Consider the following 25,920-nt stretch of genomic DNA (forward strand, 5'->3'; position numbering starts at 1 on the left):
TCAAAGGCTGGCGGAGGAAGTTTCAAACAACACGCTCACTGTCCCGGCATACTCACCCTTTACATAACCACTGTCGGGCCTTATGGCATTAAAGGTAATGGGAAGTTCCTTGCCAACTTTAGCATCTTCCGCGCTCATGACCTCCGTGGCCGTCAACGCCAACTGTTTACCCCCAACAGAGATGATAAGATCAATCTTCTCGTCGGTTTGCGGGTCTTGCAGCGCTGCTGTGTACAGCAGGTGGGCCTGAATAGCGCCGACATCACTCTGTGCCGAGAACCTTTCACTGACCGCCTTGAAGTCTTCGCGCTCCGGCTCATATTCAAGCGTCACGCCTTTATCCAGCCAGTCCCCTATGGGGGCCACTGAAAACTCATTCCCGGGAATGACCGCCGTCACTGAAATATTCTGACTGATCGGCGCAGGGGCGGACGCGACAGCAGCACCGGCAAACAATGCAAGGAACGGGACAGCCAATACATAGGATTTCACATCAAACTTCCTTTAACGGTTGCACAACAAATAGCGGGCACACTGGAGCACCCGAATGGAATTGCGAATCAGGGCGCCCCTGTTTCGAACATCAAGGTGGCTTGCGTGACATAGGTGCCGGGTATGCGAGTCGACGACGCTTCCGGCATCGGATAGAACCTGAATTGAATGCTTTTTCCCTGAGCGGCTTCAGCAGCACTGACGATTTCAACCGGTGCCGTGCCCATTCTTTTGCGATTCAACATGATGTGGTATCGACGGGGCGCTTCTCCACCGCCCACCCGGGTAAACCGATACTCCGAACGGTCGGTTTTCGCGTAGATCGGGCCGTAGGTACTTTTTACAAACACCTCTTTTTCAATTTGCTTGAAGACACCCCGATCCGGGTCATATTCAGCCTGAAGTACGTCTTCCCACCAACTGTCAACCGAGTTCACCTGAAATTCAGGAACCGACACGACAGCTTGGACACTGATGTCCTGCGGTATTTCCTTCGCCCCGGCAGCGCCCGCCACGCCAAGGAGAGCGAAGGTGATCAAACAGCGTAACTTCATTGAACATTCCCCAAATGTGCCGGCATCTATAGATGCCCTTACGACATGAGGAAACTTTATGGGCAGAGCCTCACTCTGTATGTAGGCTGTTTCTGACTGCATAAAATAAAAAACGCCCCGACAGGCGGGGCGTTTTCAATGCAAGGGGTTGACGTTAGTGCGAGACCGCCCCGCTGGCACCCAGGCCAGTCTGCGAACGCACGAACTGCGGGAAGAACAGCGCGCGCTCATCCTCAGCTGCCTTGGACTTGTCGGTGACCGAGAAGAACCAGATGCTGACGAAGGCAATGGCCATCGAGAACAGCGCCGGGTACTCGTACGGGTAGATGGGCTTCTCGTGGCCGAGAATCTGTACCCAGATGGTCGGGCCAAGGATCATCAGCGTCACCGCACTCACCAGGCCCAGCCAGCCGCCGATCATGGCGCCGCGGGTGGTCAGCTTCTTCCAGTACATCGAAAGCAGCAGTACCGGGAAGTTGCAGCTGGCGGCAATGGAGAACGCCAGGCCGACCATGAAGGCGATGTTCTGTTTCTCGAACAGAATCCCCAGGCCAATCGCCAGCACACCCAGGGCGACAGTGGTGATCTTCGATACGCGGATCTCGTCCTTGTCGTTGGCTTTGCCCTTGCGCCAGACGCTGGCATACAGGTCGTGGGACACCGCCGAGGCACCGGCCAGGGTCAGGCCAGCCACCACCGCCAGGATGGTGGCAAAGGCCACCGCCGAGATGAAGCCGAGGAACACACTGCCACCCACCGCATTGGCCAGGTGCACCGCGGCCATGTTGTTGCCACCCAGTAGAGCGCCTGCCGCGTCCTTGAAGTCCGGGTTGGTGCTGACCAGCAGGATCGCACCAAAGCCAATGATGAAGGTGAGGATGTAGAAGTAGCCGATGAAGCCGGTGGCGTACAGCACGCTCTTGCGCGCTTCCTTGGCATCACTGACGGTGAAGAAGCGCATCAGGATGTGCGGCAGGCCGGCAGTACCGAACATCAGTGCCAGGCCCAGGGAGAATGCCGAGATCGGGTCCTTGACCAGGCCGCCGGGGCTCATGATCGCCTCACCCTTGGCGTGTACCTTGATCGCTTCGGTGAACAGCGTGTTGAAGTCAAAGCCCACGTGCTTCATGACCATCAGCGCCATGAAACTGGCACCGGACAGCAGCAGCACAGCCTTGATGATCTGTACCCACGTAGTGGCCAGCATGCCACCGAACAGCACGTACAGGCACATCAGGATACCCACCATGACCACCGCTACATGGTAGTCCAGGCCGAACAACAACTCGATCAGCTTGCCGGCGCCGACCATTTGCGCGATCAGGTAGAACGCCACCACCACCAGCGAACCGGAGGCCGACAGGGTGCGGATTTCCTTTTGCCCGAGGCGGTACGAGGCCACGTCGGCAAAGGTGTACTTGCCCAGGTTGCGCAGGCGTTCAGCAATCAGGAAAAGAATGATCGGCCAGCCGACCAGAAAACCGATCGAGTAGATCAGGCCGTCATAACCCGAGGTGAACACCAGCGCGGAAATACCCAGGAACGAGGCGGCTGACATGTAGTCGCCAGCGATCGCCAAACCGTTCTGGAAGCCGGTGATCTTGCCGCCGGCAGCATAGTAGTCCGATGCCGACTTGTTGCGCTTGGAGGCCCAGTAGGTGATGCCGAGCGTGAAGGCGACGAAGGTCACGAACATGGCAATGGCGGAAACGTTCAGCGGTTGTTTCTGCACCTCGCCGGTCAGGGCATCTGCGGCCCACACGGCGGGTGCAAAGGCTCCGCAGGCCAGTACGGCCAGAGCTTTGACAGAGCGAATCATTGTTGCGCCTCCTTCAGGATTTCCTTGTTCAGCTCATCGAACTCGCCGTTGGCGCGGCGCACGTAGATGGCGGTCAGGACGAATGCCGAGACGATCAGGCCGACGCCCAGGGGAATGCCCCAGGTAATCGATGACTCAGGACTGAGCTTCGTGCCCAGCACATGAGGACCGTAGGCGATCAGGAGGATGAAGGCGCAGTAAAGGCCGAGCATGATCGCCGAGAGAATCCAGGCGAACCGTTCGCGTTTGGTGACCAGCTCCTTGAAACGGGGGCTGTTTTGTATCGAGAGGTAAATGCTGTCGTTCATTGTTTTTGTCCTAGCAGCACAGGTAGGGGAAGAACCCACACCCTTACTTTATGCGGCTGCCGGACGCCAACCAGACGACCTTAGTCTTAGATGCAACGGTGTTTTACCGATTGCGTAACAAAGAAGAGATTTGGCCAGGGGTGGCAAGGGACCGGTCCAGGTTTTGCGGTCGGGCATAAAACCAGCGCCGCCCGCGCGGCGCATCGCGAGCTGCGCTCGCTCCCACGTTTGTTTCGGGCCAGTCATTCCTGTGGCAGGCGCGCGCGACCGCCTTGTTTGTACGACGCGATATTGCGTCATGCGCCAAGGCGTTCGCGCGAAAAACCCACAGGTATAATTGGCCCGAAACAAACGTAGGAGCGAGCGCAGCTCGCGATGCGCCGCGCGGGCGGCGCTCGATCTAACTGGCTTTAAAAAAACAACGTGAAACGCCCAAAGTTACTTGCCAGTCCACTCCTTCACACGATCAGGGTGCTTGGCTACCCAGTCCTTGGCTGCCGCTTCAGGCTTGGCCCCTTCCTGAATCGCCAGCATCACCTCGCCAATCTCGTCCTTGGACTGCCAGTTGAACTTCTTCAGGAACTCCGCCACTTCCGGTGCCTTGGTTGCCAGTTCCTTGCTGCCGATGCTGTTAACGGTTTCCGACGCGCCATATACGCCTTTCGGATCTTCGAGGAACTTCAGCTTCCACTTGGCGAACATCCAGTGCGGAACCCAACCGGTCACCGCAATCGACTGGTGCTTGGCATAGGCACGGCCCAGCTCCGCAGTCATCGCAGCGCCCGAGCTGGCCTGCAACTTGTAACTCGTCAGGCCATAGTCCTTGATTGCCTGGTCGGTCTTGAGCATCACACCGGAGCCTGCATCAATGCCGACGATCCTGTCCTTGAAGCTGTTATCGGTCTTGAGGTCGGCGATGCTCACTGCCTTGACGTACTCGGGGACGATCAGGCCGATCTTGGCGTCCTTGAAGTTCGGGCCGTAGTCGACCACGTTGTCCTTGTTCTTGGCCCAGTACTCGCCATGGGTCACCGGCAACCAGGCCGACAACATGGCATCGAGCTTGCCAGTTGCCACACCCTGCCACATGATCCCCGTGGCAACGGCCTGCAACTTCACGTCGTAGCCGAGTTTTTGCTTGATTACTTCGGCAGCCACGTTGGTGGTCGCCACGCTGTCGGCCCAACCATCCACGTAACCAATGCTTACTTCTTTGGCCATAGCCTGTGCAGCGCTCATGGCCATTACCAGGGCGGTGCCCACACCCAGTAAACGTCGCATTTTCTTCAAAGTTGCCATCAAAGCATCCCCTCGTCAGGTCTTGGAGATTGCATCATCTTCCTGCAACACAAGACGACCTGATCCAGCTGCGACCTGTACCCGCCCCATATGCGACAGCACTATGCCATTAGCGCCATCGGCCGGCAGCGGCCTGCGCGATCCTTGCATGCCAAAGGTTTGGCGCCGGGCTACTATCTAACCTTTTGTGCCAGACGATGGACCGCCCGATGCCCAGTTGTAGCCGCCTGTTGTTACCGTTGTACCTGCTTGCCTGCCTGCTGGCCCTGTTCGGGCTGGGGGGGCTCTGGTACGGACTGGGCAAGCCAGTGCACCTGCCCGATGCGGCCAGCCCTGCACACAAGCTGCAGTGCGCCTCGTACACACCTTTTGACAAAGACCAATCGCCTTACGACCAGCCGTTTCGCCTGCGCCCGGCGCGGATGGACGCCGACCTGGCGTTACTGGCCGAGCGGTTTCAGTGCATCCGTACCTATTCCATGAGCGGTCTTGAGGCAATCCCGGCGCTGGCACGCAAGCACGGTCTGAAGGTGATGCTGGGCGCCTGGGTGAATGCCCACCCGGCCGACACCGAGAAGGAAATCAACCTGCTGATCGCCGCTGCCAACGCCAACCCTGACGTGGTCAGCGCGGTGATCGTCGGCAATGAGACACTGTTGCGCAAGGAGGTGACCGGTGCCCACCTGGCCAAGCTGATCGGGCGGGTGAAGAGCCAGGTCAAGGTACCGGTGACCTACGCCGATGTCTGGGAGTTCTGGCTGCAGCACCCGCAGGTGGCCCCGGCAGTGGACTTCCTGACCATCCATCTGCTGCCCTACTGGGAGGACGACCCGCGTGGCATCGACGAGGCCTTGGCCCACGTCGCCGACGTGCGCCGGGTATTCGGCACACGCTTCGCGCCCAAGGACATACTGATTGGCGAAACCGGCTGGCCCAGCGAAGGCCGCCAACGCGAAACTGCGGTACCCAGCCGGGTCAATGAAGCGCGCTTCATCCGCGGCTTTGTGGCCATGGCCGAGCGCAATGGCTGGCACTACAACCTGATCGAAGCCTTCGATCAGCCATGGAAACGCGTCAATGAGGGCGCGGTGGGCGGCTACTGGGGGTTATACGACGCGGACCGGCAGGACAAGGGTGTGCTCGAAGGGCCAGTGAGCAATCTGCATGACTGGCCGCGGTGGCTGCTGGCCAGTGCCGTGCTGATGGTGATCATGCTGGTGCTGGCCGGGCGCCCCGCTACACCGATGGCGGCCTTGCTGCTGCCATTGCTGGCGGCGTTTGGCGCCGCTTGCCTGGGCCTGTGGGGCGAGTTGATGCGTACCCATGCGCGCTTTGCCGGGGAGTGGTTATGGGCACTGATGCTGGCCGGGCTGAACCTGCTGGTGCTGGCCCATGCGTTGTTGGCGCTGGCGCGGCGAGCCGGCTGGCGTGAGCGCTTGTTCGCCCGGCTGCAGGTGCAAGCTGGCTGGCTGTTGCTGGCGGCGGGCTTTGCGGCGGCGGTGAGCATGTTGGCACTGGTGTTCGACCCACGCTACCGCAGTTTCCCCAGCGCAGCGCTGGCGTTGCCGGCGCTGGTGTATGTGTTGTGGCCGGTGCGGGCGCGGCGGCCGGAGGTGGCGTTGCTGGCGTTCATCGTCGGGGCCGGGGTGGCGCCGCAGTTGTTCGTGGAAGGGCTGGAGAACCAACAGGCCTGGAGCTGGGCTGTGGTGAGTGTGCTGATGACAGCGGCGTTGTGGCGGAGTTTGCGGTTACGCCAGGCTTGATTTTTGCGGTGGGGCGGAGATCGAGCGCCGCCCGCGCGGCGCATCGCGAGCTGCGCTCGCTCCTACGTTTGTTTCGGGCCAGTCATTCCTGTGGGTTTTGCGCGCGTACGCCTTGGCGCATGGCTCGATATCGCGTCGTACGAGAAGGCGGTCGCGCGCGCCTGCCACAGGCGTTACTGGCCAAAAACAAACGTAGGAGCGAGCGCAGCTCGCGATGCGCCGCGCGGGCGGCGCTCGATCTCCGCCCCACCACAAAATCCAAAACGGACACCTGTCAGCCACGCCGCAGCATCGCGAGCTGCGCTCGCTCCTACGTTTGTTTCGGGCCAATCATGCCTGTGAGATCTGTGCGCGTACGCCTTGGCGCATGGCTCGATATCGCGTCGTACGAGAAGGCGGTCGCGCGCGCCTGCCACAGGCGTTACTGGCCAAAAACAAACGTAGGAGCGAGCGCAGCTCGCGATGCGCCGCGCGGGCGGCGCTCGATCTCCGCCCCACCACAAATTCCAAAACGGACGCCTGTCAGCCGCACCGCAATTACCTGACCAGGCGCAACCCCGCCAATACCAGCGCAAACACTGCAATGCTGGCGGTATACAGCACCAGCGCCGGCACCGCGAACACCAGGGCCAGCACCGCCAGCCACCAGCCAGCGCGGCCGGGAGCCACCTGCGCCAGCAGCGCAAGACCCAGCCCGCCCCAGGCCATCACCTGATGGTGAATGCCCAACCCCAGCAGCGAACGCACCTCGCACTGCCAGTACGCCGTCGGCACTGCGCACAGCCCTACCCACTGGCCATCCTCCATCAGGCCGTAACGCACACCATAACTGGCCGCGAGCCAAAGCCCCAGAAACAGCACCAGCAGCACCGTCGGCAGCGAACGAGACATCCTGTTCTCCAATAGCGGTAATCGAAAACGTCCATGATCGCTTATGCCCGTTTCTAAGGCAAAATCACACCCCGGCAGCTATGTTGCAGATAGCAAGTACGCCAAAGGCCACCGCAGCGGGCAACTTTGCCCGCCTGGCTGTGGTCCTAGCCTGCACACTGCTCGACCTTGCGTTCTTTTGGGGGATTAAATGCTTCGATCTTTGCGCCTCGCTGCCCTGCTCGGCAGCCTGCTCATGGCTGTGGCCGCTTCAGCGCGGGATATCGACGCTGCCAGCTATGGCTACCCTTTGACCAACCCGTTCGAGGCGACCATCGCCACCACGCCGCCGGACAAGCGCCCTGACTTGCCAAACGACGATGAAATCAATCAGTCCGACTACAGCCTGAACTTGCGCCCGGAACGTGAGTTCACCTTGCCCGACAACTTCTGGGCCGTGAAGAAGCTCAAGTACCGCCTGGCTCGACAGGATCGCGAAGCGCCGCTGATCTTCATCATCGCCGGCACCGGCGCGCCCTACAGCAGCAGCATCAATGAATACCTGAAAAAGCTGTTCTACAAGGCGGGTTTCCACGTGGTGCAACTGTCATCGCCCACCAGCTATGACTTCATGAGTGCAGCCTCACGCTTTGCTACCCCCGGCATCAGCCAGGAAGACGCCGAAGACATGTACCGGGTGATGCAGGCCGTGCGCGCCCAGCATCCACGCCTGCCGGTCAGTGATTTCTACCTCACCGGTTACAGCCTGGGTGCGCTCGACGCCGCCTTCGTCAGCCACCTGGACGAAACCCGCCGCAGCTTCAACTTCAAGCGTGTGCTGCTGCTCAACCCACCGGTCAACCTCTACACCTCGATCAACAACCTCGACAAACTGGTGCAAACCCAGGTCAAGGGCATCGACCGTAGCACCACGTTCTACGAGCTGATGCTGGAAAAGCTCACCCGTTACTTCCAGGACAAGGGCTACATCGACCTGAACGACGCCCTGCTGTACGACTTCCAGCAGTCGCGCCAGCACCTGTCCAACGAACAGATGGCCATGCTGATCGGTACCTCGTTCCGCTTCTCGGCAGCAGACATCGCTTTTACCTCCGACCTGATCAACCGCCGCGGCCTGATCATTCCGCCGAAGTTCCCGATCACCGAAGGCAGCAGCCTCACGCCGTTCTTCAAGCGCGCCCTGCAGTGCGACTTCGACTGCTACATGACCGAACAGGTGATTCCGATGTGGCGCGCCCGCACAGACGGCAACAGCATCCTGCAGTTGGTCAACCAGGTAAGCCTGTATGCGCTGGAAGACTACCTGCGCAGCAGTGACAAGATCGCCGTGATGCACAACGCCGATGACGTCATTCTCGGCCCGGGCGACATTGGCTTTTTACGCAAGGTGTTCGGTGACCGACTGACCCTTTACCCCCATGGCGGCCATTGCGGCAACCTCAACTATCGCGTCAACAGTGACGCCATGCTGGAGTTCTTCCGTGGTTAACAAACTCCTCTTCGCCACTGCCTTGCTTGCCGCTGGTCACACCCTGGCCGCCGAAACCGCACCGCGAGCCAGCGTGGTCGAGGCCGACCCGCAGGTGGTCGGTACCGCGCCCCTGGTGCCTGAAGCTGATGGCTTCCTCGACCCGCTGCGTGAGCTGAAATTCAACCCTGGGCTGGATCAGCGCGAGTTCGAGCGCTCAACCTTGGCGGCGCTTAACGTGTACGACCCGCTGGAGTCGATCAACCGGCGCATCTATCACTTCAACTACCGACTGGACCAATGGGTGCTGCTGCCGCTGGTGAATGGCTACCAGTATGTCACCCCAAGCTTCGTGCGCACGGGGGTGAGCAACTTCTTCAACAACCTTGGCGATGTGCCGAACCTGTTCAACAGCGTGTTGCAGCTCAAAGCCAAGCGCTCGGCAGAAATCACTGCGCGACTGATGTTCAACACCATTATCGGCGTGGGTGGGCTGTGGGACCCGGCGACCAGCATGGGCCTGCCGCGCCAGAGTGAGGACTTTGGCCAGACCCTGGGCTTCTATGGCGTACCAGAGGGGCCCTACCTGATGCTGCCGGTGCTAGGGCCATCGAACCTGCGCGATACCACCGGGATTGTGGTGGACTATGCGGGAGAGCAGGCAGTCAACTACCTGAACGTGGCTGAAGTCAGCAGCGACCACCCGGAAATCTTCGCCCTGCGCGTGGTGGACAAGCGCTATACGACCAAATTCCGCTATGGCCAGCTCAACTCGCCGTTCGAGTATGAAAAGGTGCGGTATGTATATACCCAGGCGCGCAAGTTGCAGATAGCCGAGTAAGCCTGCTGCGGCCCTTTCGCGGGTGAACCCGCGCCTACACAGGTATTGGCGCACCTCCTTGTCGCGAAAGGGCCCGCACAGACAACATCAAATCGCCAGGAATTCACAAAGCTCGCGCTTCTTGGCCAGGGCATCGCGCCGCCCCAGTTCGATCAGTTCACTGCAATAGCTGGCCTCGAACAGCAAATAGCTCAACACCCCCGCCCCGCTGGTGCGCGTCGCCCCTGGCCCACGTAAAAACAGGCGCAACGCCGCCGGCAACTCACGGCGGTGCCGAGCGGCAATCTCATCCAGCGGCTGGCTGGGCGCCACCACCAGAACATCGATCGGTGCCAACCCCAGGCGCCGGGCATCAAGGTGCGCCGGCAATAGCCCGCTCAAGTGGTTGAGGCGCTGCAGCAGTTCGATATCGTCTTCCAGGCTGTCGATGAATGTACTGTTGAGCATGTGCCCGCCGATCTGCGCCAGGCTCGGTTGCTGCCCGCTGAACACACGTTGGGGCGGCACCGGTGGCGCTGGCCGCTGCGGGTTTCCGCTGACCCCGACCACCAGCACCCGGCTGGCGCCCAGATGCAAGGCCGGGCTGATCGGCGCCGACTGGCGCACTGCACCGTCGCCATAATATTCACCGCCCAGTTGCACCGGGGCGAACAGCAGCGGAATCGCCGCGCTGGCCAGCAGGTGGTCGATGGTCAGCGGTGCGGGTACACCAATACGCCGGTGACGCAGCCAGGCCTCGATGGTGCCGCGGCCCTGGTAGAAGGTCACCGCCTGGCCAGACTCGTAGCCAAAGGCGGTCACCGCCACGGCGCGCAGTTGCTCGGCGGCCAAGGCGTGGCCGATACCATCCAGGTTCAGGTGCGTTTGCAGCAGGCTGCGCAACGGACTGCTGTCGAGCAACGCCACAGGGGCCTGGCCACCCAGCCCCAGCAGGTTGTGGCCGACGAAACGGCTGGCCTGGCGCACGACCCCGGGCCAGTCGCTGCGGATGACCAGATGGCTGCGGAAATTCTGCCAGAAGGCAGTGAGCCGCTGCACGGCGTCGTTGAAGTGCACCGCACCACTGGCCAGGGTGACAGCGTTGATGGCCCCGGCGGAGGTGCCAACAATGACCGGGAACGGGTTGTGCGCGCCGGCGGGCAGCAACTCGGCGATGCCCGCCAGCACGCCGACCTGGTAGGCGGCGCGGGCGCCGCCGCCAGAAAGGATGAGACCGGTTACCGGGGGGGGAGCCATGGAGTCCTTCCTGGGGTCAAGGTGCTTTCATGCCCGGCTTCTTCGCGGGTAAACCCGCTCCCACAGGGCCCCGCAATATGCAGAACCTGTGGTAATCCTGCAGGAGCGGGTTTACCCGCGAAGAGGCCAGGCCTGCTTACAAGGTTCAGCGCTTTTTCTTGTCATACAGCCGCGGCAACCCTTCGGGCCGCGACTTGAAACGGCGGTGCGCCCACAGGTACTGCTCGGGGCACTCGCGCAATACGCTCTCGACCCACTGGTTGATGCGCAGGCAATCGGCCTCTTCGCTTTCCCCGGGGAAATCCGCCAGCGGCGGGTGGATGACCAGCCGATAGCCGCTACCATCCTCCAGGCGCTTCTGGGTGAACGGAATCACCTGCGCCTTCCCCAACCGGGCGAACTTGGTAGTGGCCGTTACCGTCGCTGCCGGGATGCCGAACAGTGGCACGAAGATACTTTGCTTGGCGCCATAGTCCTGGTCCGGTGCGTACCAGATCGCCCGGCCCGAACGCAGCAGCTTGAGCATGCCGCGCACGTCTTCACGCTCCACCGCCAGCGAGTCGAGGTTGTGCCGCTCGCGGCCGCTGCGCTGGATGAAATCGAACAGCGCATTGCCATGTTCGCGGTACATGCCGTCGATGGTGTGCTGCTGGCCGAGCAGCGCGGCGCCGATTTCCAGGGTCGTGAAGTGCACCGCCATGAGGATCGCGCCCTGCCCCGCCTGCTGGGCGGCTTGCAGGTGCTCAAGGCCCTCGATATGGGCCAGGCGCGCCAACCTGGCCTTGGGCCACCACCAGCTCATGGCCATTTCGAAGAAGGCGATGCCGGTTGAGGCAAAGTTGGCCTTGAGCAAACGCTGCCGTTCGTCGACCGACAGCTCCGGGAAGCACAGTTCCAGGTTGCGCGCGGCAATGCGCCGACGTTCACCGGCAAAGTGATACATGACAGCGCCCAGCGCGGCACCGATTTTCAGCAGCACCCGGTACGGCAACTGGACTACCAGCCACAGCAGGCCCAGGCCCAGCCACAGGCCCCAGAACTTGGGGTGAAGGTAATAGGGACGAAAACGCGGGCGTTCCATTGAAGCATCCGGAAAGACAAAGGCCGCGCATTCTACAACGGATCAGCGCATGTTGCGGGCAACCGGTGTTCTCGTTATAAGTCAGGGCACTTTTTTCGCAACAAGCCGTCTATGCAGACCATGAGCCCAAACCACACACCCGACACCGCCTCCGTGTTCCAGCTCAAGGGCAGCATGCTCGCCATTACGGTACTGGAACTGGCACGCAATGACCTTGAAGCCCTCGACCGCCAGTTGGCGGCCAAAGTCGCCCAGGCCCCGAACTTCTTCAGCAATACACCGCTGGTGCTGGCGCTGGACAAGCTGCCGGCCGACGAAGGAGCGGTCGACCTGCCCGGCTTGATGCGAATCTGCCGCCACCACGGCCTGCGTACCTTGGCCATCCGCGCCAACCGCATCGAGGACATCGCCGCCGCCATCGCCATCGACCTGCCGGTGCTGCCGCCGTCAGGGGCCCGCGAACGGCCGCTGGAGCCAGAGCCCGAGGTGGTCAAAAAGCCCGAACCGGCCCCGGCGCCACCACCGCCCCCCGAACCCGAGGTGCGCCCGACCCGCATCATTACTTCGCCAGTACGCGGTGGCCAACAGATCTATGCTCAGGGGGGAGACCTGATTGTTACCGCCTCGGTCAGCCCAGGTGCGGAACTTCTGGCCGATGGCAACATCCATGTGTACGGCGCCATGCGCGGCCGCGCCCTGGCCGGCATCAAAGGCAACACCAAGGCGCGTATCTTCTGCCAGCAGATGACCGCCGAAATGGTCTCGATCGCTGGCCAGTACAAGGTCTGCGAAGACCTGCGCCGGGATCCACTGTGGGGTACCAGCGTGCAAGTCAGCCTGTCTGGTGACGTGTTGAACATCACCCGTCTTTAACGGATACTTGCCAGCATTTTTAGAGCAACTTTTTTACCGTTGCCTTTATTTAGCTATTTCAGTTTTTTGCAGGGACAAGTGTCCCGACTATTTTTAGGGGTGAAACACCTTGGCCAAGATTCTCGTGGTTACTTCCGGCAAGGGGGGTGTGGGCAAGACCACTACCAGCGCCGCCATTGGTACCGGCCTCGCACTGCGCGGCCACAAGACCGTCATTGTCGACTTCGACGTGGGCCTGCGTAACCTCGACCTGATCATGGGCTGCGAACGCCGCGTGGTGTACGACTTCGTCAACGTGGTCAACGGCGAAGCCAACCTGCAGCAGGCCCTGATCAAGGACAAGCGCCTCGAGAACCTGTACGTGCTGGCCGCCAGCCAGACCCGTGACAAGGACGCGCTGACCCAGGAAGGCGTGGAAAAGGTACTGATGGACCTGAAGAAAGACTTCGAGTACGTCATCTGCGACTCGCCGGCCGGTATCGAAAAAGGTGCCCACCTGGCCATGTACTTCGCCGACGAAGCTATCGTGGTAACCAACCCGGAGGTTTCTTCGGTACGTGACTCCGACCGCATGCTGGGCATTCTGTCGAGCAAGTCGCGCCGCTCCGAAAACGGCGAAGAGCCGATCAAGGAGCATCTGCTGATCACCCGCTACCACCCAGAGCGCGTCGTCAAGGGTGAAATGCTGAGCGTGGCCGACGTCGAAGAAATCCTGTCGATCAAGCTCAAGGGTGTGATCCCGGAATCGCAGGCCGTCCTCAAGGCGTCCAACCAAGGTATCCCGGTCATTCTCGATGACCAGAGCGATGCCGGCCAGGCCTACAGTGATGCGGTCGACCGCCTGCTGGGCAAAGAGAAGCCGATGCGCTTCATCGATGTACAGAAGAAGGGATTCTTCGAGCGCATTTTCGGGAGCAAATAAACCATGAACCTTTTTGACTTCTTTCGTGGCAGACAGAAACAGTCCAGCGCGTCGGTAGCGAAAGAGCGTCTACAGATCATCGTGGCGCACGAGCGCGGCCAACGCAGCGAGCCGGACTACCTGCCCGCGCTGCAGAAAGAACTGCTGGAAGTGATCCGCAAATATGTGAACATCGGCAACGATGACGTGCATATCGAACTGGAAAACCAGGGCAGCTGCTCGATTCTGGAGCTGAACATCACCCTGCCGGATCGCTGATCCGCGTAGTCGACAATTTGGGGCTGCCTTGCAGCCCTTCGCGGGCAAGCCCGCTCCTACAGGGGAATGCATATCCTTTGTAGGAGCGGGCTTGCCCGCGAAGGGCCGCAAAGCGGCCCCAGCGTTTACTGCTATTTTCGTGAGACCTGTAATGCCGCTGTCGAATGTCCAGATCCTCTTCGAAGACGCCGCCATCCTGGTGATCAACAAACCGACCCTGCTACTGTCGGTCCCTGGCCGTGCCGAGGACAACAAGGACTGCCTGATCACCCGCCTGCAGGAAAACGGCTACCCCGATGCGCTGATCGTGCACCGTCTGGACTGGGAAACCTCCGGCATCATCCTGCTGGCACGCGATGCCGACAGCCACCGCGAGCTGTCGCGCCAGTTCCACGACCGTGAAACCGAAAAAGCCTACACCGCACTGTGCTGGGGCCAGCCGGCGCTCGACAGCGGCAGCATCGACCTGCCGCTGCGTTACGACCCACCGACCAAACCACGGCATGTGGTGGACCACGAGCAGGGCAAGCACGCCCTGACCTTCTGGCGTATCGTCGAGCGCTGCGGCGATCACTGTCGGGTGGAGCTGACACCGATTACCGGGCGTTCGCACCAGCTGCGCGTGCACATGCTGTCGATCGGGCACCCGCTGCTGGGTGATCGGTTATACGCCAACCCGCAAGCCCTGGCAGCTCATGAGCGGCTTTGTCTGCATGCCTCGATGCTGAGCTTTACCCACCCGGTGTCCGGGCAGCGGTTGAAGTTCGAGTGCCCGGCGCCGTTCTGATTTTTCAGGGCCTGTACCAGCCTCTTCGCGGCTAAAGCCGCGCCCACAGGTACCGCGCTGCTCTCAGGGGCTGTGTAATACCTGTGGGAGCGGCTTTGGCCGCGAAGATGCAGACACCAATTGTCGACATTCTGCGTTAAACTCGCGCCACTGCTGTCTGGAGTGAGCTATGCGCGATGCACTGAATACCGGCCTTATCGACTTTCTCAAGGCCTCCCCCACGCCCTTCCACGCCACCGCCAGCCTGGTCCAGCGCCTTGAGGCGGCCGGCTACAAGCGCTTGGACGAGCGCGACAGTTGGGACCCCGAGGGCGGCGGCCGCTACTACGTCACCCGCAACGATTCTTCAATCATCGCCATCAAACTGGGCACGCAGTCGCCGCTGCTCAGTGGCATCCGCATGGTCGGCGCCCACACTGACAGCCCGTGCTTGCGGGTCAAGCCTCAGCCCGAGCTTCAGCGCCAGGGCTTCCTGCAACTGGGCGTGGAAGTGTATGGCGGCGCGTTGCTGGCACCCTGGTTCGACCGCGACCTGTCGCTGGCCGGCCGCGTCACCTACCGCCGTGACGGCAAGGTCGAAAGCCAGCTGATCGACTTCAAGCTGCCAATCGCGATCATCCCCAACCTGGCGATCCACCTGAACCGCACCGCCAACGAAGGCTGGGCGATCAACCCGCAGAACGAACTGCCCCCCATCCTCGCCCAAGTGGCTGGTGACGAGCGCATCGACTTCCGCGCCCTGCTCACCGAGCAACTGGCCCGCGAGCATGAATTGATCGCCGACGTGGTGCTGGACTACGAGCTGAGCTTCTACGACACGCAGGACGCCGCGCTGATCGGCCTGAATGGCGACTTCATCGCCGGCGCCCGCCTGGACAACCTGCTGTCGTGCTACGCCGGTTTGCAGGCCCTGCTGGCCGCCGATAGCGACGAAACCTGTGTGCTGGTGTGCAACGACCACGAAGAAGTCGGCAGTTGCTCGGCCTGCGGTGCCGATGGCCCGATGCTGGAGCAGACCCTGCAGCGCCTGCTGCCCGATGGCGACACCTATGTGCGCACCCTCCAGCGCTCGCTGATGGTGTCGGCCGACAACGCCCACGGCGTGCATCCCAACTACGCCGACAAGCATGACGGCAACCACGGCCCCAAGCTCAACGCCGGGCCCGTGATCAAAGTGAACAACAACCAGCGCTACGCCACCAACAGCGAGACTGCAGGGTTCTTCCGCCACTTGTGCATGGCCGAGGAAGTACCGGTGCAGAGCTTCGTGGTGCGCAGCGACATGGGCTGTGGCTCGACCATCGGGCCGATCACCGCCAGCCACCTGGGTGTGCGCACGGTGGATATCGGTTTGCCGACATTTGCCATGCATTCCATTCGCGAGCTGTGCGGCAGCCATGACCTGGCGCACCTGGTGAAGGTACTGACCGCGTTCTACCGTAGCCGCGAGCTGCCTTGATGCAAGCAGGCCCGGCCTTTTCGCGGGTATAACCGCGAAGAGGCCGGGCCTGCCTGAACGTGCTCAAGGTCAATCACGCCTCGTTTGCCAAGCGCTATGCTTGTTACATGGCCCCACTGCAAAAGGATTGCTGTCCATGTCCCCGTTCCTGTCTCTGTTCGTGCCGGTGTTCCTGTTCCTGATGCTGCTGACCATCGGCTTCAGCATGCGCGAACGCAACATCGGTGTACTGATGATGTGGATCGGCACCTTGGGTATTTTCGGCCTCACCTGCTGGAAGATCCTCGAGAAACTGCCGACATAAACCTCTACACTCGGTCAATCGTTTGACCTGAGGTAGATTTTCCAGTGCCTGCCCTCCTGCGTTACCTGTTCCTGCTGCTATTGCTTTTCATTGCCCCGGCACAAGCGGCGGGCCTGCCTGGCCTGCTGGGCGGCAGCGCGCCCGCGCAGCCAGAGGCCACCGAGCCGCTGGGCAAATCGCTGGACGAGGTGATCAAGAACCTCGAAAACGATCAGCAACGGGCCAAGCTGCTGGCCGACCTGAAAAAGCTGCGCGACGCCACCCGGCAATCGCAACCCAGCGTTGAACAGGGTGTGCTCGGCCTGATCGGCGGTGCCCTGCACGACTTTGAAAAACAGTTCAGCGGCGATGCCAGTCCATTCCACCGCTGGGCCGCGGAAATCGAACAGGCCCAGGCCGAACTGGCGGAACTGGTGGTGCCCGTGCACCAATGGCCGGCGATCCTGTTCGGTTTTGCTGCAGTGATTGCCGTGTGGAGCGTGCTGGCCTATGCCTTCAACTGGGTCGGCCATCGGGTCCGCCTGCGCTTTGGCCTGAGCGAAGAACTGCCACAGCACCCGCGTACCTGGGACCTGGTGCGCTTTGCCTTGCGCAAGCTCGGCCCATGGTTGGTCGCGTTGGTGTTCACGGTGTACCTGAGTTTCGTGCTGCCGCCATCGCTGGGCAAATCCCTGGCCATGGTGCTGGCCTACGCACTGGTGGTCGGTACCTGCTTCTCGGCCATTTGCGTCATCGCCTTTTCCTTGCTGGACGGCCCACACCGCCACCGTGCCCTGCACATCCTGCGGCGCCAGGCGTTTCGCCCGTTGTGGCTGATCGGCAGCTTCGCCGCGTTTGGCGAGGCGATGAGCGATCCACGCATGCTGGTGGCCCTCGGTACTCACCTGGCCCACGCCCTGGCTACCTTGGCCAATGTGATTGCGGCGCTGTGCACCGGGTTGTTCATCCTGCGCTTCCGCCGCCCGATCGCCCACCTGATCCGCAACCAGCCACTGTCGAGGCGACTGACCCGACGCACCCTCAGCGATACCATCGAGATCCTCGGCAGCTTCTGGTTCATTCCGGCGCTGATCCTTGTGGCCATTTCGCTGTTCGCCACCTTCGTCTCCGCCGGCGACACCAGCACCGCCCTACGCCAGTCGCTGATGTGCACGGTGCTGGTGGTGGTGTGCATGGTGCTCAACGGCCTGGTGCGCCGCCATACTGCCAACCCCAAGCGGGCCAGCAAGCGCCAGGCGGTGTACACCGAGCGCCTGCGCAACTTCGGCTACCTGCTGGTGCACCTGTTCATCTGGCTGGTGTTCATCGAGTTGGGCCTGCGCGTGTGGGGCGTGTCGATGATCAGCTTCGCCGAGGGCGACGGCCATGACGTCAGCCTGCGCCTGCTGGGCCTGGCCGGTACGCTGATGGTGGCCTGGCTGGTATGGATCCTTGCCGACACCGCCGTACACCATGCCCTGGTGGGCTCGCGCCGGGGGCTGGCCAACGCCCGTGCGCAAACCATGATGCCGTTGATCCGCAACGTGATGTTCGTGGTCATCTTCATCATCGCGGTCATCGTCGCACTGGCCAACATGGGCATGAACGTCACCCCGCTGCTGGCCGGTGCCGGTGTGATCGGCCTGGCCATCGGTTTTGGCGCGCAGTCGCTGGTGGCCGACCTGATCACCGGCCTGTTCATCATCATCGAGGATTCGCTGGCCATCGACGACTATGTGGATGTCGGCGGCCACCTGGGCACGGTGGAAGGGCTGACCATTCGTACCGTGCGCCTGCGCGACATCGACGGCATTGTGCATACCATCCCGTTCAGCGAGATCAAGAGCATCAAGAACTACTCGCGAGAGTTCGGCTACGCAATCTTCCGCGTGGCAATCCCGCACAGCATGAACATCGACCAGGCGATCACGCTGATTCGCGAAGTGGGGCAGAAGCTGCGCAATGACCCGCTGATGCGCCGCAACATCTGGTCACCGTTGGAGCTGCAGGGGGTGGAGAGCTTCGAGTCAGGCTCGGCGATCTTGCGGGCGCGGTTCAAGACCGCGCCGATCAAGCAGTGGGAGGTGTCGCGGGCATTCAACCTGGCCTTGAAGCGGCAACTGGACGAGGCCGGGCTTGACCTGGCAACGCCGCGGTTGTCGGTGCAGGTGGTGACAGCCGGTGGGGGTGGAATGACAGAGGCCGGTTCGCAGGAGCAGCCAGCACGCTAGCCTGCCTGCGCCCTGATGCGAATGGCATCATGCCGCCAATACTCGAGGTCGCAGTCGATCAGGTGCCCATGCTGGTCACTGTTGACCCGGGTAATGTGCAACCCCGGGCTGCCCGCCGATACTTTCAAGGCACTGGCCGCCTCCACCGGCAACGCTGTCGGCAGGATCTCGAAGCACACCTGCCCGTATTCGATGCCATACACCCGCCCATAAATCTCGGTCAGTGACTGCGCCAGGTCGTGTTCAAGAATGCCGGGAAAGTACCGGGGGTTGAGGTAGTGCTCGGCATACAGCACCGCCCGCCCGTCAATCCGCCGTAACCGGCAGACGCGCACCACGCTGGACAACGCCGGCAGCTGCAAGCGTGCACAAATGGCCGCCGAAGCCGGCTGCAGCCTCGCCGACAGCAGTTCGGTACTGGCCACCCGCCCCTGATCGCGCACCATGGCATGGAAGTGGCTGCGCTCGATCAGGTCGTAGGTCAAGCGCTGCGGTGCAACGAACCAGCCTCGGCGCTCTTCGCGGTAGATCAGGCCTTGGGCCTCCAGCTGCACCAACGCCTCACGCAGGGTAATGCGCGTGGTGTCGAACACCTCGCTGAGCCGCCGCTCGGCCGGCAGCTTGCCGCCCGGCGCCAGCAGACCATGCTCGATCTGCTCCTGCAGGGCATGACAGATGGCTGTTACCGCACGCGGGGGCGTCGACTGCATCAAAAGGTTACCTATCTGGACTAGTCCAGCCCCATCACAGGGCATTTGGAGAACAGTGCAAGCCTATGCAGGGCTGATGAACATCCTGTGACAAAGCTTAGGCCAGCCATTGCCAGAAACGCGCCAAGCCAGCAGAGCCGGGGCGATTACCTGGTCTACGCTGTAGCTTCAGGGCCCTTGCCGGCCCCCTGCCTACATCAAACTGTCACGCAAGCGGCCTACCTTGGCTCAAGGTTTGCTGACCTAGACCAAAGGTGCCAGTCAAAGGCTTGCAACGGCTTTACCCAGAATAATGATCGCAAGGCACCCACCCAAAGGAGCTTCGGATGAAAAAGTTCTTCATGGCGTCACTGCTCGGTTCGGCCATCGCGTTGTGCACCACGGCCATGGCCGCCGGCACTGACCTCAAGGCCCTGGAAGACGCCGCCCGCAAGGAAGGCACTGTCAACAGCGTGGGCATGCCCGACGCCTGGGCCAACTGGAAAGGCACCTGGGAAGACCTGGCCAGCAAGTACGGCCTCAAGCACAGCGACACCGACATGAGCTCGGCGCAGGAACTGGCCAAGTTCGAAGCCGAGAAAGACAACGCCAGCGCCGACATCGGTGACGTGGGTGCCGCTTTCGGCCCGATCGCGGTGACCAAGGGCGTCAGCCAGCCTTACAAGCCAAGCACCTGGGACCAGGTGCCGGAATGGGCCAAGGACAAGGACGGCCACTGGGCGCTGGCCTATACCGGCACCATCGCCTTCATCATCAACAAGGACCTGGTCAAGGAAGAAGAACGGCCGAAAACCTGGCATGACCTGGAAAAAGGCAAGTACAAGGTTGCCATTGGCGACGTCGGCACCGCCGCCCAGGCCGCCAACGGTGTGCTGGCTGCGGCCATCGCCTACAAAGGTGACGAGCAGAACATCCAGCCGGGCCTGCAGTTGTTCACCAAACTGGCGCAGCAGAAGCGCCTGTCGCTGGCCAACCCGACCATCCAGACCCTGGAAAAGGGCGAAGTGGAAGTTGGCGTGGTGTGGGACTTCAACGGCCTGAGCTACCGTGAACAGATCGATCCCAAGCGTTTTGAAGTGCTGATTCCCTCGGACGGCTCGGTGATTTCCGGCTATACCACGGTCATCAACAAGTACGCCAAGCACCCCAACGCGGCCAAACTGACCCGTGAATACATCTTCAGCGATGCCGGGCAGATCAACCTGGCCAAGGGGCACGCGCGGCCGATCCGGGCCGAGCACCTGAAACTGCCGGCGGATGTGCAGGCCAAGCTGCTGCCCAACGACCAGTACGGTGCCGCCCAGCCGATCAAGAATGCCGAGGCCTGGGAAGCCACCTCGAAGAAACTGCCGCAGATGTGGCAGGAGCAGGTGATCATCGAGATGGAGTAAGGGGCCGGGCTTTGTAGCGCCTGATCCGGCCCTTTCGCGGGTAAACCCGCTCCTACACAGGGATACGCGATACATGTAGGAGCGGGTTTACCCGCGAAGGTGCCAACGCGGTTCATGACTGGAGAAAACATGCAACACAACGTCATCCTGGTCCTGCTCGACGGCCTCAACTACCAGGTCGCCCACCACGCGATGGGCCACCTGCACGCCTACGTCGAGGCCGACCGTGCCGCGCTGTACCGCGTGGAATGCGAGCTGCCATCGCTGTCGCGGCCGCTGTACGAATGCATTCTTACCGGCGTGCCGCCAATCGACAGCGGCATCGTGCACAACAACATCAACCGCCTGTCCAACCAGCGCAGCGTGTTTCACTACGCACGCGAGGCCAATCTGGGCACTGCAGCGGCCGCGTACCACTGGATGAGCGAGCTGTACAACCGCTCGCCCTTCGACCCGCAGCGTGACCGCCACACCCACGCGCCAAAGCTGCCGATCCAGCACGGGCTGTTCTACTGGGACGACCGTTACCCCGATTCGCACCTTCTGGCCGATGGCGAGTACCTGCGCCGCCGCCACGCCCCCAACTTCCTGCTGGTGCATCCGATGAGCGTTGACGACGTGGGTCACCGCCACGGCCTGGACAGCAGCCAGTATCGCAACGCTGCGCGCAGCGTCGACATCCTGCTGGCCGACTACCTGCCCGGCTGGCTCGAGGAGGGCTATCAGGTATTGGTCACCGCCGACCACGGCATGAACAACGACCGCTCGCACAACGGCCTGCTGGCTGAAGAACGTGAGGTGCCGCTGTTCGTCTTCGGCGACGCCTTCAGCCTGGACCCGGCCGCCAAGCCGCTGCAGACCGAACTGTGCGGCACCATCTGTGAACTGCTGGGCGCCGCGCATGACAAGACGGTTTGCCGGGAGCTGCTGAAGTGAGTGGCGGCATACGTGGCCGCTACCTGGCCCTGCTCTGCCTGCTGCCGTTCGCCGTGTTCTTCGTCATCTTCCAGGTCGCCCCGCTGGCCTGGGTGGCGATCAACAGCCTGCAATCGGAAGCCGGCTGGGGCATCGACAACTTCAGCAAGGTGTTCGCGTCCAAGTTCTACCTGCAGGCGTTGCAACGCAGCCTGGAAATCAGCTTCTGGTCGAGCGTGTTCGGCATCGTCATTGCTACCCTCGGCGCCTACTCGCTGCGCCAGGTGGACTCGAAGCTGCGCGACTTCGTCAGCGCCTTCGCCAACATGACCAGCAACTTTGCCGGCGTACCACTGGCCTTTGCCTTCATCATCCTGCTCGGTTTCAACGGCGCGCTGACCCTGCTGCTGAAACAGATCGGCCTGCTGGAAGACTTCAGTATCTATTCCAAAAGCGGGCTGATCCTGGTGTACACCTACTTCCAGATCCCGCTGGGCGTATTGCTGCTGTACCCCGCCTTCGATGCCCTGCGCGAAGACTGGCGCGAGTCAGCCGCGCTGCTGGGCGCCAACCACTGGCAGTACTGGCGACACATCGGCCTGCCGGTACTGGCCCCGGCACTGCTGGGCACCTTCGTCATCCTGCTGGCCAACGCCCTCGGCGCCTACGCCACCGTGTACGCACTGACCACCGGCAACTTCAACGTACTGCCAATCCGCATCGCCGGCCTGGTGGCGGGCGACATCAGCCTCGATCCGAACCTGGCCAGCGCCCTGGCGATGGTGCTGGTGGGGCTGATGACGCTGGTCACGGTGGTGCATCAATGGCTGCTGAAAAGGAGCTACCATGCGCGCTGACATCCGCTCCGGCGGCTGGTACCACCGCCTCGTGGTCTACCTGCTGTTCCTGATCCTGCTGCTGCCCCTGGCCGGCACCCTCCTCTACTCGCTGGCCACCAGCTGGTCGGCGAGCCTGCTGCCCAGTGGCCTGACCCTCAAGTGGTATGCGGCGCTGTGGAGCGAGCCGCGCTTCCTTGCGGCCTTCGGCCAGTCGCTGCTGGTGTGCGTCGGCGCACTGCTGCTGTCGGTGGTGCTGATCTTGCCACTGCTGTTCGTGGTGCATTACCACTTCCCGCGGCTCGACGCGCTGATGAACATCCTCATCCTGCTGCCTTTTGCGGTGCCGCCGGTGGTGTCGTCGGTGGGGCTGCTGCAACTGTATGGCAGCGGGCCGATGGCCATGGTCGGCACACCGTGGATCCTGATCGGCTGCTACTTCACCATCGCCCTGCCGTTCATGTACCGGGCCATCACCAACAACCTTCAGGCCATCAACCTGCGCGACCTGATGGACGCCGCGCAACTGCTCGGCGCCAGCACCTGGCAGGCCGCACTGCTGGTGGTGCTGCCGAACCTGCGCCAGGGCCTGATGGTGGCATTGCTGCTGTCGTTCTCGTTCCTGTTCGGCGAATTCGTGTTTGCCAACCTGCTGGTCGGCACCCGCTACGAGACCCTGCAGGTGTACCTGAACAACATGCGCAACAGCAGCGGCCACTTCAACAGCGCACTGGTGATCTCCTACTTCGCCTTCGTGCTGGTACTGACCTGGGTCGCCAACCGCCTGAACAAGGACAAGACCTGACATGAGCTTCGTCAGCGTACAGAAACTGCAGAAAAGCTACGCCGGTAGCCCGGTGTTCGAGAGTATCGACTGCCACATCGAACGCGGCGAATTCGTCACCCTGCTCGGCCCGTCCGGCTGCGGCAAGTCCACCCTGCTGCGTTGCATTGCCGGGCTGACCTCGGTGGATAGCGGGCAGATACTGCTCGACGGCCACGACATCGTGCCGCTAAGCCCGCAAAAGCGTGGCATCGGCATGGTGTTCCAGAGCTACGCGCTGTTCCCCAACATGACCGTGGAGCAGAATGTCGCCTTTGGCCTGCGCATGCAGAAGGTCAAGGCCGATGAAAGCCAACTGCGGGTACACGAGGCGCTTGAGCTGGTGGAGCTGGGCAAGTTCGCCGGGCGCTACCCACACCAGCTTTCCGGCGGCCAGTGCCAGCGTGTGGCCCTGGCCCGCTCACTGGTCACACGCCCGCGCCTGCTGCTGCTCGACGAACCGTTGTCGGCGCTGGATGCGCGTATCCGCAAGCACCTGCGCGAGCAGATTCGCGCCATCCAGCGCGAACTGGGGCTGACCACCATATTCGTCACTCACGATCAGGAGGAAGCGCTGACCATGTCCGACCGCATCTTCCTGATGAACCAGGGGCGCATCGTCCAAAGCGGCGATGCCGAAACCCTCTACACCGCACCCGTGGACCTGTTTGCCGCCGGCTTTATCGGCAACTACAACCTGCTCGACGCCGACAGCGCCAGCCGCCTGCTACAGCGCCCGGTGGCCAGCCGACTGGCGATCCGCCCAGAGTCGATCACCCTTGGCGAGCACGGCGAGCTTGACGCCGAGGTACGCAGCCACAGCCTGCTGGGCAACGTGATCCGCTACCGGGTGCGGGTGCGTGAAGTGGAGCTGGTGGTCGATGTGCTCAACCGCTCGCCGGCCGACTTGCACGCGGACGGGAAACGGGTAAGCGTGTCGATCGACCCCACTGCGCTGCGGGAAGTGGCTTAAGGAGACTCACCACAATGGCACTGGCAATTTTCGATCTGGATGAAACCCTGATCCACGGCGACTGCGCATCACTGTGGAGCGAGCAGATGGCCCGGTTGGGCTGGGTCGACGGCAAGGACTTCCTGCGCCGCGACCATGAACTGATGGAAGCCTATGGCAGGGGCCACCTGCAGATGGAGGACTACATGGCTTTCAGCCTGGAGCCGATTGCCGGGCGCACCCTGGAAGAAGTCGAGCACCTGGTGGCACCCTGGGTCGAAGAAGTGATCGAACCCATCATCTACGGTGACGCCTGCCGCTGCATTGCCGAGCACCGCAAGCGTGGGGATCGCATCCTGATCATTTCCGCTTCGGGTACGCACCTGGTCGGGCCGATTGCCGCGAGACTGGGCGTGGATGAATACCTGGCAATCGAGCTGGAGGCAGTGAACGGGGTGTACACTGGCAAGACCCACGGGGTGCTGACCTATCGTGAGGGCAAGATCACCCGATTGCTGGAGTGGCTGGATCAGGAGCAGGAAAACCTGGAGGGCGCGAGTTTCTATTCCGATTCGAGGAATGACTTGCCGTTGCTGTTGAAGGTGGATCACCCACATGTGGTAAACCCGGATGCGGTGTTGCGCGAGCATGCCGAGATCAACGGGTGGCCGATTCTGAGCTGGAGCTGAAGGTCTTCATGGCCTGCGCCGGCCTCTTCGCGAGTGACCCCGCGAAGAGGCCGGGCCTGCTTACACCAGGCTAGGGTCGATCACCATCACCAGCTTGCCCGACACCTGGTTGGTCTCCAGCTCGGCATACGCCGCCTGGGCAAACTCCACCGGATAGGTATCGACCAGCTGCGGCGACAACCGCCCCTCGGCAAACAGCGGCCATACGTGCTGCTGCAGTTCGCTCAGCAGCTCGGCCTTGAAGCCGTCGTCACGGTTGCGCAGGGTGGAACCGGTAATTTCCAGACGCTTGCCCAGCACTTGGGCCAGGTCCAGCTCAAACTTGCGTCCTCCCATCAGGCCGATGATCACCCAGCGACCGTCGCGGGCCAACAGTTTGAGGTTCAGCTCACCGTAGCTGGCGCCCACCGGGTCGAGAATCACATCGAACGGGCCAAAACCTTCCAGCGCTTCCAGGTTCTCGTTACGTACCACACCACCCGCAGCGCCCAGCGCCTGGCAGTAGGCAAGACGATCCTGCGAACCGACGCTGACCCATACCGGGCTGCCGAACGCCTTGCATAGCTGGATAGCGGCCGAGCCAACGCCACTGGCGCCGGCGTGCACCAGCACCTTCTCGCCAGCCTTCACTGCACCGAGCTGGAAGATGTTCAGCCAGGCGGTGGCATACACCTCCGGCAACGCTGCCGCTTCATGCAGGCCAAGGCCCTCGGGCACCGGCAGCACATGACGGGCATCCACCACCACTTCCTCGGCCATGGCGCCGCTGGCCAGCAGGGCGCAAACGCGATCACCCACGCGCCAATCGGCACCAGCCCCCACCTCTTCAACCACCCCGGCACACTCCAGCCCCATGTACGGGCTGGCACCTGGCGGTGGCGGGTACAAACCTTTCATCTGCAGCAGGTCGGCGCGGTTCAGCCCCGCAGCGGCCACGCGAATGCGCACTTGGCCCGCGTCACAGGTCGGGCGTTCGGCCTCGACCCACTCCACATGTCCGTCAACGCCTTGCAATGCCTTCACAGTGCCTCCATAGTTG

The 25,920-nt window shown here is 62.1% G+C and carries 26 protein-coding genes; 16 read left to right on the top strand and 10 right to left on the bottom strand.

Going from position 1 to position 25,920, the window contains the following annotated elements:
- From AC3B5Q_RS19465 to AC3B5Q_RS19485, 5 genes are all read right to left on the bottom strand, one after another.
- A complete protein-coding gene (locus AC3B5Q_RS19465) occupies positions 1-492 on the bottom strand; it encodes a CS1 type fimbrial major subunit (protein WP_084850776.1) in 492 nt (163 codons plus the stop codon).
- Positions 493-560: 68 nt separating this feature from the next.
- Positions 561-1,046, bottom strand: a complete 486-nt coding sequence (locus tag AC3B5Q_RS19470; protein ID WP_021782465.1) for a CS1 type fimbrial major subunit — start codon at positions 1,044-1,046, stop codon at positions 561-563.
- Positions 1,047-1,200: 154 nt separating this feature from the next.
- The gene (locus tag AC3B5Q_RS19475) at positions 1,201-2,865 is read right to left on the bottom strand and encodes a cation acetate symporter (RefSeq protein ID WP_021782466.1); all 1,665 of its coding nucleotides are present in this window, start codon (positions 2,863-2,865) and stop codon (positions 1,201-1,203) included.
- Entirely contained in the window at positions 2,862-3,173 is a 312-nt protein-coding gene (locus tag AC3B5Q_RS19480) for a DUF485 domain-containing protein (protein WP_021782467.1), read from the bottom strand. The genes AC3B5Q_RS19475 and AC3B5Q_RS19480 overlap by 4 nt, the downstream gene beginning before the upstream one ends.
- A gap of 438 nt (positions 3,174-3,611) precedes the next feature.
- Positions 3,612-4,472 carry a glycine betaine ABC transporter substrate-binding protein gene (locus AC3B5Q_RS19485; protein WP_021782468.1) on the bottom strand — a complete coding sequence of 287 codons (861 nt, stop codon included), beginning with the start codon at positions 4,470-4,472 and terminating at the stop codon, positions 3,612-3,614.
- A 197-nt stretch (positions 4,473-4,669) separates the two neighbouring features.
- On the opposite strand from AC3B5Q_RS19485, the gene AC3B5Q_RS19490 reads away from it, so the two are divergent.
- Positions 4,670-6,235 carry a glycoside hydrolase family 17 protein gene (locus AC3B5Q_RS19490; RefSeq protein ID WP_028698287.1) on the top strand — a complete coding sequence of 522 codons (1,566 nt, stop codon included), beginning with the start codon at positions 4,670-4,672 and terminating at the stop codon, positions 6,233-6,235.
- A gap of 537 nt (positions 6,236-6,772) precedes the next feature.
- Here the strand turns inward: AC3B5Q_RS19490 and AC3B5Q_RS19495 are convergent.
- Positions 6,773-7,126, bottom strand: a complete 354-nt coding sequence (locus AC3B5Q_RS19495) for a hypothetical protein (RefSeq protein ID WP_021782470.1) — start codon at positions 7,124-7,126, stop codon at positions 6,773-6,775.
- Positions 7,127-7,316: 190 nt separating this feature from the next.
- Here AC3B5Q_RS19495 and mlaY point away from each other — a divergent pair, with 190 nt between their 5' ends.
- Positions 7,317-8,615: a lipid asymmetry maintenance lipase MlaY gene (mlaY, locus tag AC3B5Q_RS19500; RefSeq protein ID WP_021782471.1), complete on the top strand. Its 1,299-nt coding sequence runs from the start codon at positions 7,317-7,319 to the stop codon at positions 8,613-8,615.
- A gap of 73 nt (positions 8,616-8,688) precedes the next feature.
- Positions 8,689-9,435 carry an MlaA family lipoprotein gene (locus AC3B5Q_RS19505; protein ID WP_373604735.1) on the top strand — a complete coding sequence of 249 codons (747 nt, stop codon included), beginning with the start codon at positions 8,689-8,691 and terminating at the stop codon, positions 9,433-9,435.
- 87 nt (positions 9,436-9,522) lie between these two features.
- On the opposite strand, the gene AC3B5Q_RS19510 is transcribed toward AC3B5Q_RS19505, so the two are convergent.
- Both AC3B5Q_RS19510 and AC3B5Q_RS19515 read right to left on the bottom strand, forming a co-directional pair.
- Positions 9,523-10,671, bottom strand: coding sequence for a patatin-like phospholipase family protein (locus tag AC3B5Q_RS19510; RefSeq protein ID WP_021782473.1), 1,149 nt, complete (start codon positions 10,669-10,671; stop codon positions 9,523-9,525).
- A 145-nt stretch (positions 10,672-10,816) separates the two neighbouring features.
- Positions 10,817-11,752, bottom strand: a complete 936-nt coding sequence (locus AC3B5Q_RS19515; RefSeq protein ID WP_084850366.1) for a lipid A biosynthesis lauroyl acyltransferase — start codon at positions 11,750-11,752, stop codon at positions 10,817-10,819.
- Between the two features lie 111 nt (positions 11,753-11,863).
- Between AC3B5Q_RS19515 and minC the strand changes: the two genes are divergently transcribed.
- The 7 genes from minC to AC3B5Q_RS19550 all read left to right on the top strand — a co-directional run bounded on the left by minC (position 11,864) and on the right by AC3B5Q_RS19550 (position 18,565).
- Entirely contained in the window at positions 11,864-12,625 is a 762-nt protein-coding gene (gene minC / locus AC3B5Q_RS19520) for a septum site-determining protein MinC (RefSeq protein WP_021782475.1), read from the top strand.
- Between the two features lie 109 nt (positions 12,626-12,734).
- Positions 12,735-13,547 (top strand): septum site-determining protein MinD, encoded by an 813-nt coding sequence (gene minD, locus AC3B5Q_RS19525; protein WP_003252574.1) that lies wholly within the window; start codon positions 12,735-12,737, stop codon positions 13,545-13,547.
- Between the two features lie 3 nt (positions 13,548-13,550).
- Positions 13,551-13,805, top strand: a complete 255-nt coding sequence (minE, locus tag AC3B5Q_RS19530) for a cell division topological specificity factor MinE (protein ID WP_021782476.1) — start codon at positions 13,551-13,553, stop codon at positions 13,803-13,805.
- A gap of 151 nt (positions 13,806-13,956) precedes the next feature.
- Positions 13,957-14,592, top strand: a complete 636-nt coding sequence (locus AC3B5Q_RS19535; RefSeq protein WP_019436776.1) for an RluA family pseudouridine synthase — start codon at positions 13,957-13,959, stop codon at positions 14,590-14,592.
- A gap of 169 nt (positions 14,593-14,761) precedes the next feature.
- A complete protein-coding gene (locus tag AC3B5Q_RS19540) occupies positions 14,762-16,051 on the top strand; it encodes a M18 family aminopeptidase (protein ID WP_021782477.1) in 1,290 nt (429 codons plus the stop codon).
- Between the two features lie 136 nt (positions 16,052-16,187).
- Complete coding sequence (locus AC3B5Q_RS19545; RefSeq protein ID WP_016501052.1) at positions 16,188-16,355, top strand: hypothetical protein; 168 nt, start codon at positions 16,188-16,190, stop codon at positions 16,353-16,355.
- Positions 16,356-16,399: 44 nt separating this feature from the next.
- A complete protein-coding gene (locus tag AC3B5Q_RS19550) occupies positions 16,400-18,565 on the top strand; it encodes a mechanosensitive ion channel family protein (protein WP_021782478.1) in 2,166 nt (721 codons plus the stop codon).
- On the opposite strand, the gene AC3B5Q_RS19555 is transcribed toward AC3B5Q_RS19550, so the two are convergent.
- Positions 18,562-19,275 carry a UTRA domain-containing protein gene (locus AC3B5Q_RS19555; RefSeq protein WP_003252562.1) on the bottom strand — a complete coding sequence of 238 codons (714 nt, stop codon included), beginning with the start codon at positions 19,273-19,275 and terminating at the stop codon, positions 18,562-18,564. The two genes, AC3B5Q_RS19550 and AC3B5Q_RS19555, sit on opposite strands and share 4 nt — an antisense overlap.
- A 326-nt stretch (positions 19,276-19,601) precedes the next feature.
- On the opposite strand from AC3B5Q_RS19555, the gene AC3B5Q_RS19560 reads away from it, so the two are divergent.
- The 6 genes from AC3B5Q_RS19560 to AC3B5Q_RS19585 all read left to right on the top strand — a co-directional run bounded on the left by AC3B5Q_RS19560 (position 19,602) and on the right by AC3B5Q_RS19585 (position 24,881).
- Positions 19,602-20,666 (top strand): ABC transporter substrate-binding protein, encoded by a 1,065-nt coding sequence (locus AC3B5Q_RS19560; RefSeq protein WP_021782479.1) that lies wholly within the window; start codon positions 19,602-19,604, stop codon positions 20,664-20,666.
- 129 nt (positions 20,667-20,795) lie between these two features.
- A complete protein-coding gene (locus AC3B5Q_RS19565) occupies positions 20,796-21,602 on the top strand; it encodes an alkaline phosphatase family protein (RefSeq protein ID WP_003252558.1) in 807 nt (268 codons plus the stop codon).
- Positions 21,599-22,438 (top strand): ABC transporter permease, encoded by an 840-nt coding sequence (locus AC3B5Q_RS19570; RefSeq protein WP_021782480.1) that lies wholly within the window; start codon positions 21,599-21,601, stop codon positions 22,436-22,438. Before AC3B5Q_RS19565 ends, AC3B5Q_RS19570 begins: the two co-directional genes overlap by 4 nt.
- Positions 22,428-23,222, top strand: a complete 795-nt coding sequence (locus AC3B5Q_RS19575; RefSeq protein WP_021782481.1) for an ABC transporter permease — start codon at positions 22,428-22,430, stop codon at positions 23,220-23,222. Before AC3B5Q_RS19570 ends, AC3B5Q_RS19575 begins: the two co-directional genes overlap by 11 nt.
- A 1-nt stretch (position 23,223) precedes the next feature.
- Positions 23,224-24,213 (top strand): ABC transporter ATP-binding protein, encoded by a 990-nt coding sequence (locus AC3B5Q_RS19580; RefSeq protein ID WP_021782482.1) that lies wholly within the window; start codon positions 23,224-23,226, stop codon positions 24,211-24,213.
- Between the two features lie 14 nt (positions 24,214-24,227).
- Positions 24,228-24,881 carry an HAD family hydrolase gene (locus AC3B5Q_RS19585; protein WP_019436775.1) on the top strand — a complete coding sequence of 218 codons (654 nt, stop codon included), beginning with the start codon at positions 24,228-24,230 and terminating at the stop codon, positions 24,879-24,881.
- Between the two features lie 60 nt (positions 24,882-24,941).
- Here the strand turns inward: AC3B5Q_RS19585 and AC3B5Q_RS19590 are convergent, their stop codons facing one another.
- The gene (locus AC3B5Q_RS19590; protein WP_021782483.1) at positions 24,942-25,904 is read right to left on the bottom strand and encodes an NAD(P)H-quinone oxidoreductase; all 963 of its coding nucleotides are present in this window, start codon (positions 25,902-25,904) and stop codon (positions 24,942-24,944) included.
- Positions 25,905-25,920 lie beyond the last annotated feature (16 nt).

It is taken from the genome of Pseudomonas sp. D5(2026) (genome assembly GCF_057766845.1).